8 protein-coding genes are annotated in these 8738 nt (G+C 35.3%); 2 read left to right on the top strand and 6 right to left on the bottom strand.

Annotated elements, in window-relative coordinates; translation table 11 throughout:
• Positions 1 to 16: 16 nt before the first annotated feature.
• The 5 genes from A6M14_RS07105 to A6M14_RS07085 form a co-directional block, all read right to left on the bottom strand.
• On the bottom strand, positions 17 to 2158 hold the full coding sequence (locus tag A6M14_RS07105; protein WP_152874283.1) for a diguanylate cyclase domain-containing protein: 2142 nt from the start codon (positions 2156 to 2158) through the stop codon (positions 17 to 19).
• A 150-nt stretch (positions 2159 to 2308) separates the two neighbouring features.
• Positions 2309 to 3022, bottom strand: coding sequence for a 16S rRNA (uracil(1498)-N(3))-methyltransferase (locus A6M14_RS07100; protein ID WP_152874282.1), 714 nt, complete (start codon positions 3020 to 3022; stop codon positions 2309 to 2311).
• Between the two features lie 27 nt (positions 3023 to 3049).
• Positions 3050 to 3886 carry a methylenetetrahydrofolate reductase [NAD(P)H] gene (gene metF / locus A6M14_RS07095; RefSeq protein ID WP_152874281.1) on the bottom strand — a complete coding sequence of 279 codons (837 nt, stop codon included), beginning with the start codon at positions 3884 to 3886 and terminating at the stop codon, positions 3050 to 3052.
• A gap of 144 nt (positions 3887 to 4030) precedes the next feature.
• The gene (gene ahcY, locus A6M14_RS07090; RefSeq protein ID WP_152874280.1) at positions 4031 to 5413 is read right to left on the bottom strand and encodes an adenosylhomocysteinase; all 1383 of its coding nucleotides are present in this window, start codon (positions 5411 to 5413) and stop codon (positions 4031 to 4033) included.
• 223 nt (positions 5414 to 5636) lie between these two features.
• Positions 5637 to 6497: a DUF4062 domain-containing protein gene (locus tag A6M14_RS07085; protein ID WP_152874279.1), complete on the bottom strand. Its 861-nt coding sequence runs from the start codon at positions 6495 to 6497 to the stop codon at positions 5637 to 5639.
• 315 nt (positions 6498 to 6812) lie between these two features.
• On the opposite strand from A6M14_RS07085, the gene A6M14_RS07080 reads away from it, so the two are divergent.
• A complete protein-coding gene (locus tag A6M14_RS07080) occupies positions 6813 to 7577 on the top strand; it encodes a DUF481 domain-containing protein (RefSeq protein ID WP_152874278.1) in 765 nt (254 codons plus the stop codon).
• A 52-nt stretch (positions 7578 to 7629) separates the two neighbouring features.
• Complete coding sequence (locus tag A6M14_RS07075) at positions 7630 to 8145, top strand: cysteine peptidase family C39 domain-containing protein (RefSeq protein ID WP_152874277.1); 516 nt, start codon at positions 7630 to 7632, stop codon at positions 8143 to 8145.
• A gap of 57 nt (positions 8146 to 8202) precedes the next feature.
• On the opposite strand, the gene A6M14_RS07070 is transcribed toward A6M14_RS07075, so the two are convergent.
• Positions 8203 to 8718, bottom strand: coding sequence for a tetratricopeptide repeat protein (locus A6M14_RS07070; RefSeq protein ID WP_152874276.1), 516 nt, complete (start codon positions 8716 to 8718; stop codon positions 8203 to 8205).
• Positions 8719 to 8738 lie beyond the last annotated feature (20 nt).

Raw genomic sequence — 8738 nt, 5'->3', positions numbered from 1 at the left:
TCTGCTAGTCTAGAGCCTAAACAATAAGTTCATCATTATGAATGGCATGTCTTAATTCACGTTCGAGTTGAACATTATCATCGACTAATTTACTCATTCCAGTTGAATAGGTTTTAATTGTATTGCCGCCTAAACGTTTTGCTTCAAATAAAGCTTGTTCTGCGCAGTTGTTTAAATAATCAATTTGTCGACCATGTTCAGGGTAAAGTGCAATTCCCATAGAAGCAGTAATAAGATGCTCTTCATCATTTAAAATAAAAGGGGTGTGAAGGGATTTTATAATGCGATCGCAGTGTTCTTTTATGGATGGTCGAATGTGTGAAACTTCATATACAATTGCGAAATTATCACTATTTAAATGCGCAACAATAAGAGCTTCAGCTGTCGCTAATCTTAAACGTTGTGCAAATTGACGTAGTAATTCATCTCCACCACTGTTGTTTAAATAATCATTGATTGGGCGGAATCTATCGATATTTAAACGAATAATTGCCAGCTGTTGAATAGAATCTTGCTGATTCATTAAATATTGGTGTAATTGTTCGTGATAATAAAGACGATTTGGGAGATCAGTTAGTTTGTCGTAGTTTTCTAAATAAGATAGACGTTGTTCTTGGAGTTTATGCTCTGTCAGATCTGAAATAATACCAATATAGTTAATGGTTCTATTTTGATCATCTTTTACTGCATTGATATGGAATCGAATAGAAACTTTTTTTCCAGATAAAAACTTTTCAGTGACTTCACCATCATATATACCGTGCTGCATAATTTCAGCGATGATTTTATTGTGGTTGCTACGTTGGTGTGCTTTATAATTTTCTGAAATATCAAAAATATGCTTACCAATAATTTGTTCACGTTGAAAGCCCACCATATTTTCAAAGAATGGGTTAATTTCAATGTAGTTAAAATCTTCATCTAAAACAATAATACCTTCAGCCGCTTGTTGTAGAACACTTGCTGTGAGTTTTAAACGTTCTTGATCTTGGCGTTCTTGATGAATGTCACGTCGAATTCCGACCATGTGTAAAGGGTGATTTGAATCGGGGACACGTAAAATAACACTACCAATGTCATGTACCCAAAACCATTTGTCATCGGATCTTTTTACCCGATATGTCGCTTCAAAACGTTCTGTAATACCCCGTAAATGTAAGCGCATTTCCGTTTTAAAATGTTCTATATCATCGGGGTGGATGAGGCTCATTAATTTAGCACGGTGCACATCCGAATCTTTAAGATGCGTTTTGTTTAATTTATCTGTAAATGTAATTTTTTGATCTGTGATATTCCAATCCCATGGGATTAAACCTGCAATGTCATGGGCAAGAACAAGGTTAGTCTGTTTATTTTTTAAATCCCGATGAATGTTTTCTAAATCTTTTGTACGTTCTTTGATTTTTTCTTCCAGTGTCTGGGAATAGTTTTGTAATTTGAAACCAGCTTCTTGTGATTTCTTCATTTCAATATTGATCTGTTCATTTAACTGTTTAGTTATATCAACTTGTAGCTCGGCATCTTTAGCAAGTTGTTGGTTCTTAAAATTAAATCTGGTGAGGTGTTGCTGAAAAGTTGTAGATATGTAGGCGCAAATGACTAACATAATGAGCGCGAAATTGATGGTAAATAAAAACAGTGGGTATTTATCTAAAGTTAATACAGATTCTAAAATTGTCAGTGGCGTTATAATTGGGAAAAAGAAAAGTAAAAAATAACGAATTCGTTGCGTTAAAAAAGTAATTGCAAATAATAAACAAACAATCACCAAAAGCGTGACTAACGCAACTGCTTCAAATAAATTAAATCCTTGAGTTAGATGGGGAAGATGCGCATAAAGAAGATAAATACCTAATGCGATTAAAACACCGCTGCTAAAACAAATAAAGTGAATCCAATAATTTGCAATTTTTAAGTTGTATTGATCGGGTTTAAAGTATTGAAATAATAAGAGTAGATTAACACCTACAAAAGAAGCCGTTAATATCATCCAAATATTGAGGTGATATGAAGAATAATAAAAAAAGGTGTAAATAACGTGAATAAATAAAGATATTGCAAAAATACTTGCTAAAAAGTACCGAAATACGTGTAGCGTATCTGATATTTGAGTCGCATAAAGGTATTGATCAAATGACTGATCTTGTATTTCTGCCATGAAATAAACCTTATTTACCTACGAAACTTCGTAAAATATTTTCGTATTTGTATTGATCGGTGATATGTATATTTATTTTAATCAAGCATCTCAGATTAATTTGGATTACTTGAAAAATCAATCACTAATATGACGATTTTAACCTAAAAATTAATTTAAATTAAAGTTCAAAATAGACAGGGCAACAATAGGTGCTGTTTCAGTTCTTAAAACACGCTCGCCAATACACCAATTGATGAATCCTTTGCTGTTTGATAATGCAATTTCAGCTTCACTTAAACCGCCCTCAGGACCAATCAGTAAGGCGATATCTTTAGATGCATTTTGAAGTACATTCACTTCATCTTTATTGGGTGCAAGGACTAATTTTGTGGTGGGTAGTTGAGTATCTAGCCATTTTTCTAGGCTTAATGGTGCAAGAATTTTTGGCACAGTGTTTAAGCCACATTGTTCACACGCTGCAATTGCAATACCTTGCCAATGATCTAATTTTTTTTGATCGCGATCATATTTCAAGCGCATTTCGCAACGTTCAGAAGTGAGTAACTGAATTTCAGATACACCTAATTCAACGGCTTTTTGAATGGCATAATCCATGCGGTCACCTTTACTCATCACCTGACCAAGTAGGGCGGTAAATTTAGGCGTACGATTATCTGAATTAAAACTTTTGACAAAAACAGAAGCAGATTTTTTCGCAACCTCGGTGAGTTCAACTTCATATTCACCACCTTGTCCATTGAACAAAGTGGCAGTTTCACCCACTTGAGCGCGTAAGACTTTAACCCAATGGTGAAAAACTGTTTCTGTAAGTTCTACAGTTGTTTCTACATTTAGGTCTGCTTCAATAAAAAAACGAGGCATTTAATCTCTCTCAAATGGGTGGTGGCTTTATGCTAAACCTAAGTCTAGAACAAGCTGACGGTTTGGTTCAGTTTGGTTCATTGTATAGAAATGTAGGCTAGGTGCACCACCTTCAATCAGGCGTTCACAGAGTTTTAAGTTCACTTCATGACCAAATGCTTTAATACTTTCGACATCATCACCATAAGCTGCAAGTTGCTTACGAATCCAACGTGGAATTTCTGCGCCCGTACCATCAGCAAAGCGAATTAAATTACTTGCATTGGTAATTGGCATAATGCCTGGAGCAACAGGAATATTTACACCTTCTTTTTGAATGCGTTCTACAAAGTAGAAATAAGCATCTGGATTAAAGAAGAACTGTGTAATAGCTGAATTTGCACCTGCATTGGCTTTTTCACAGAAACGTTTGATGTCTGCATCGAAGCTATCTGCTTGAGGGTGCATTTCAGGATAAGCAGCAACTTCAATATTGAAGTAGTCCCCAGAATGTTCACGAATAAAGCGAACAAGATCTTGTGCGTAAGGTAATTCACCTAAGCCCACTTGACCAGATGGCAAATCCCCACGAAGTGCCACAATACGGTCGATACCTTGTGATTTATAGATATCTAATAATTCAGTAATTCGAGCTTTGTCGTCACCAATACAAGAAAGGTGAGGAGCGACAGGTGTACCTTTACCATTAAAATCGTTCAATGTAGATAAAGTGCGCTCGCGAGTTGAGCCACCTGCACCATATGTTACAGAGAAAAATTCAGGATTTAGTAACTGAAGTTCTTTATGAACTGTACGTAATTTTTCCGCACCTGCATCAGTTTTAGATGGGAAAAATTCAAATGAAATTGGAACACGTTTAGACATTTTAAATCCTATTTATAAATACTGATTTGATTTAACCTCTCCCTAACCCTCTCCTGATAGGAGAGGGAACTTTACACCTAGATTAAAATAGGATGTGTTCCTTCTCCCTTTGGGAGAAGGCTAGGATGAGGGTAAAATTAAAACTTAGTATTTATAAGTCTCAGATTTAAACGGACCTTCAACAGGAACGCCTAAATAATCTGCTTGAACTTGAGTTAATTGAGTTAACACACCACCAAAACCTACAACCATTGCCGCAGCAACTTCTTCATCTAATTTCTTAGGAAGGAGTTCTACACGAATAGCTGCTTGTTTTTGATCTTCAGGAAGATCTGCAAATTTTTCAGCAAATAAATGCATTTGACCCAATACTTGGTTGGCAAAAGAACCATCCATTACACGTGATGGGTGACCAGTTGCATTACCAAGGTTAACCAAACGACCTTCAGATAAAAGGATTAAATAATCGCTGTCATTTTCTGAACGGTAAACTTGGTGAACTTGAGGCTTAACTTCAACCCACTTATAACCACGTAAGTAGTTTGTGTCGATTTCAGTATCAAAGTGACCGATGTTACAAACAACTGCACCTGCTTTTAATGTATCAAGCATTGCTGAATCGCAAACGTGGTAGTTACCCGTTGTTGTTACGATTAAGTCGGTATTTTTAAGAAGATCAACATTTACATCTTCTTTTTTACCTGTTTGAACGCCATTTTTGTATGGAGATACAACTTCATAACCGTCCATGCAAGCTTGCATAGCACAAATTGGATCGATTTCAGTTACACGAACAATCATGCCTTCTTGACGAAGTGATTGAGCAGAACCTTTACCTACGTCACCGTAGCCAATTACAAGCGCACGACGACCAGATAAAAGCATATCTGTACCGCGTTTAATTGCATCGTTTAATGAGTGACGGCAACCGTATTTGTTGTCATTTTTAGATTTAGTTACAGAATCGTTTACGTTGATTGCTGGAACTTTAAGTGAACCGTCTTTCCACATTTCTAGAAGACGTTGAACACCTGTTGTTGTTTCTTCAGTAATACCGTGGATTTTAGCAATTAGCTCAGGATATTTTTCGTGAACAACAGCAGTTAAGTCACCGCCATCATCCAAAATCATGTTGGCATCCCAAGGCGTACCATTCACATTAATTTGTTGTTCAAGACACCACATGTATTCTTCTTCAGTTTCGCCTTTCCAAGCAAAAACAGGAACACCTGAAGCAGCAATCGCAGCAGCAGCATGGTCTTGAGTAGAGAAGATGTTACATGAAGTCCAACGAACTTCTGCGCCTAATTCAACTAATGTTTCAATTAAAACAGCAGTCTGAATGGTCATGTGGATACAGCCGAGAATTTTCGCGCCTGCAAGGGGTTTAGCTGCTGAATAGCGTTTACGCAAACCCATAAGTGCAGGCATTTCAGCTTCAGCAAGTTTAATTTCTTTGCGACCGTAGTCAGCTAAATTGATATCGGCAACTTTATAATCTGTAAATGAAGCATTAACCGCGTTCATTAGGATCTCCTTGTTATTAAATAACAATAAAAATAGATAGGATCATGATGTTCGCGGATGCCGTTGTTGGTTTTTCTTAAAATGAATAAACCGATGGTCGAGCCTAGCGATTTCACATTGCTTTTTTTGAAAAAAATTAGCCTGTGAAAAAGTCGCAGCACCCCTCGACTAGTGAACTATTCTACTTGGAATATAAAATCGTTCCAAGTTTAAAAAAATAATATTATTCTTTTTCTGACATTTGAGCTTTTAATTGATCAAAAGCTTTCCAGCCATCATCAGTGAAATTAAATAGTTGTCCTTTATAACCTTCATCTTTAATTAAGCCAAGATCTTGTAATTTTTCTATTGTACTTTTCCAAGTAGCTATTTTTCTAGGACTATCTAAATTAAGATTTAAACTGCCAGCATATAAATTTGTTTGATCTATGCCCTGAATAAAGTGTATTTCACTTTCTGCCTCACCAGCGCTTAATAATATTTGAACCATTTCGTCACTAGGCTCGATAGTTTTTTGTGCAAAATTGTTGTCAAAATCACCTTTTACTTCTTGTGATTCATTTAAAATATTTTGAATATATTCATTATTTTGAATATGAAGAGATAAATGATCTTTAATTTTTTGTTTAAAAACTATTAGATCATTATAAAATTGTAAAACTCCACTTGGTTTCCATTCTTCAATTTGGTTTTTTAATTTTAGGTATTGGTCTGTAAATTGACTTGGTGGTAAAGGTCTGTCACATATATAAATAGAAGTTAATTTATTGGAAGCTATATGTTTAGTAATTTTCTCTACAGTACCACTCACATATTCTCCAGTTTCTGTACCTAAACGAGTCCAAAAGATCCCAATTAAAATATCTGTATCATTTAAAATTCTTGTATTAATAATTTCTTGAGGACGATTTCCCATTTCAGGCGCAACATGAGTTTCCCATCCAACAGGATTGAGCATTACACCAAATTGTTTAGAGTGAATGGCATTCCACTCATAAATTGCATCACGAACGAGTTGTCTTTCTTCTGCCACATCACTTGGAGATGCAATCATCACATTTAATACAGTTGCTTGATATGCCATTCTTATCTTTCGGTAATTAATTCAAACTAATATAGCTCTTATTATTAATTAATATAAACATTTTTTAGCTTAAATGTATTTTTATAAACACTTAAAAAAATTCCAATCTTAGATTAACCAATAGCAGATCAAAAAATAACAATAAAGTATGTTTTTCAACGCAACAGTGAATAAAAGGCAGTTAAAAATTAAGTGAAGGTTTGTAAGGCTAGACAATGATTGAGTACACATTTGTAGATTTAAGTGAGTTTATTTTATTCTCACTATGAAGCTGTGATATTTTTGCGCGTTTTTATTCAATGCAGGCATGATGATATGCAAAAAATATTGATTTTAGTTGCAAGTATTTTTGTTATGCATAGTGCTTATGCAGGTGTTTTAGAACCTAAACGAACAGATCCTGGTGCAATTACAGTAGATAAAGATTTTCGCTTAGAAACAGATTTAGGATACTTAGTGAATAACAGTAGTTCTAAAAATGGAAGTTCAAAGCAAGACAACTTGACAGCTCATATCTTATTCCAAAAAAAATCAGATGATTGGGGGCAAGAGCTTATTGCAGATGCCGTGAGTACGCATGGGAATAATTCTGCTCAAAATATAGAACGCTATTATCTTTCAGGAAAGATTTTGCATCGGAGTTCAAATGTCGTTTACCGATTTGGAAAAATAACGGCTGAAAAAGACTTAACTAGCATTTTTGATCATCAAATTACGACATCAATTGGATGGGGAGTTGATGTTTTAAAAAGTGATAAAGTTAGTTTGTCTTTAGAAATGGGCGGTGGTTATCGATATAGCCAGTTGCAAGAATCTGAAGATGGCAAAGCAATGCATGAAGGAACAGGAACTTTGGCAGGCTTTTATACCTATCAAATTTCTCCAGATATACAATTTAATCAGGACATTTCATTTGAGCTCGGGAAAGATTCCAAAGTACTGCGTTCCCGTAGTGCATTAAGTGCAGATTTAACAAAAAAAATCTCTGCTGTAGCCAGTTATAGTATTAAAAATGTGCAAGCAGATGAAGGCGACAATAGAGATTCACTCCTTTCTTTAGGTTTGCGTTATCGATATTAAATGCGATAAATAGCACTTAGCTGTATGATTGCTTGTATTTAAAGGGGAAAACATGTCATTAGAAATACCTGAAGAGTTAGCAAATCTTGAAGCGAATGGCGGAATTTATGCGGTCTGGATGTTGCTCCAACATTTAGGTATCGATGCTGAAATTTCACAACTCATTCAAGTCTGTGGGCATGATATTGAATATGGTTCTACAACCATTGGTTTAGCTGTTGGTTTAAAGAAATTTGGTTTCAATGTTCAGTTTTATACAGAAGAAGATCCTGATATGCAGGAACAAGAAAAACTGAGCTATGCGGAAGCAAAAGCACTTGATTTACCTATTTTACCTGCAATTGAATATTCAGACATTCAAAAAGCATTTGAGCAAAATAAATTTGTGATTGTGTATTACGATACTTTAGAGGGACTAGGCAATCATTCGCTTGTGTACGATGTTAACCAATCTGAAATTTGTTTCTTTGATAGTTTTGATGCGATGGCAAAAGAAGTTTTTGAGCAACAACGAAAAGTGGAAGGTATTTGTCGACAAGCCATTGTTGTAGATGCAAATCATATCTAATCTGTTTATATGTTTTTCTAAAAAAGCCCAATATAAATTGGGCTTTTTATTTCAATATTATTTTTCAGCGTCTTGGACTTTTTGATGCCAATAATCTGCTTTTTCTTCGTCAGCATCTACACCTAAAGCATTTTCATAAATAAATGCCAAATCTCGCATTGCTTGTACTTCACCAAGTTCAGCGGCTTGTTTAACTAGTTTTACTGATTTTTCGACATCTTTTTCAATGACATCACCACGACGGTAATATCCTGCCAATTCTAAAGTTGCAGCAGGGTGTTTTTGCATATTGGCTTTACTTAACCAGTAATAGCCTAATTCAAAATGTGTTTTCGATTCTTCAGGATCTTCTTCAGCAAGGTCTTTTGCATAAACGGTATAGCCTTCACCTAACCAATACATGGCTTCTACATGACCATTTTCAGCTGCTTTTAAAGCCCATTCTTCCGCAAGAATGATGTCATCGTCATGCTCACTTTCCATATACAATTCTGCAAGTTCAAATTGTGCTTTTGCATGACCTGCTAAGGCTAAATTAGCAAGAGCAGAAGGGATTGAAATAGGTTCTGACATATGAATTCCACGGCAGTATT

The sequence above is a fragment of the Acinetobacter portensis genome, assembly GCF_009372215.1.
Taxonomy (GTDB): Bacteria; Pseudomonadota; Gammaproteobacteria; order Pseudomonadales; family Moraxellaceae; genus Acinetobacter; species Acinetobacter portensis.
This window is presented reverse-complemented; position numbering and strand designations above follow the sequence as displayed.

What these genes read in the sequence shown, in the direction of transcription:
- A6M14_RS07100 (WP_152874282.1), bottom strand. Translation starts at nt 3,022, where the DNA reads ATGCCTCGTTTTTTTATTGAAGCAGACCTAAATGTAGAAACAACTGTA.
- A6M14_RS07075 (WP_152874277.1), top strand. Translation starts at nt 7,630, where the DNA reads ATGTCATTAGAAATACCTGAAGAGTTAGCAAATCTTGAAGCGAATGGC.
- A6M14_RS07080 (WP_152874278.1), top strand. Translation starts at nt 6,813, where the DNA reads ATGCAAAAAATATTGATTTTAGTTGCAAGTATTTTTGTTATGCATAGT.
- ahcY (WP_152874280.1), bottom strand. Translation starts at nt 5,413, where the DNA reads ATGAACGCGGTTAATGCTTCATTTACAGATTATAAAGTTGCCGATATC.
- A6M14_RS07070 (WP_152874276.1), bottom strand. Translation starts at nt 8,718, where the DNA reads ATGTCAGAACCTATTTCAATCCCTTCTGCTCTTGCTAATTTAGCCTTA.
- A6M14_RS07085 (WP_152874279.1), bottom strand. Translation starts at nt 6,497, where the DNA reads ATGGCATATCAAGCAACTGTATTAAATGTGATGATTGCATCTCCAAGT.
- metF (WP_152874281.1), bottom strand. Translation starts at nt 3,886, where the DNA reads ATGTCTAAACGTGTTCCAATTTCATTTGAATTTTTCCCATCTAAAACT.
- A6M14_RS07105 (WP_152874283.1), bottom strand. Translation starts at nt 2,158, where the DNA reads ATGGCAGAAATACAAGATCAGTCATTTGATCAATACCTTTATGCGACT.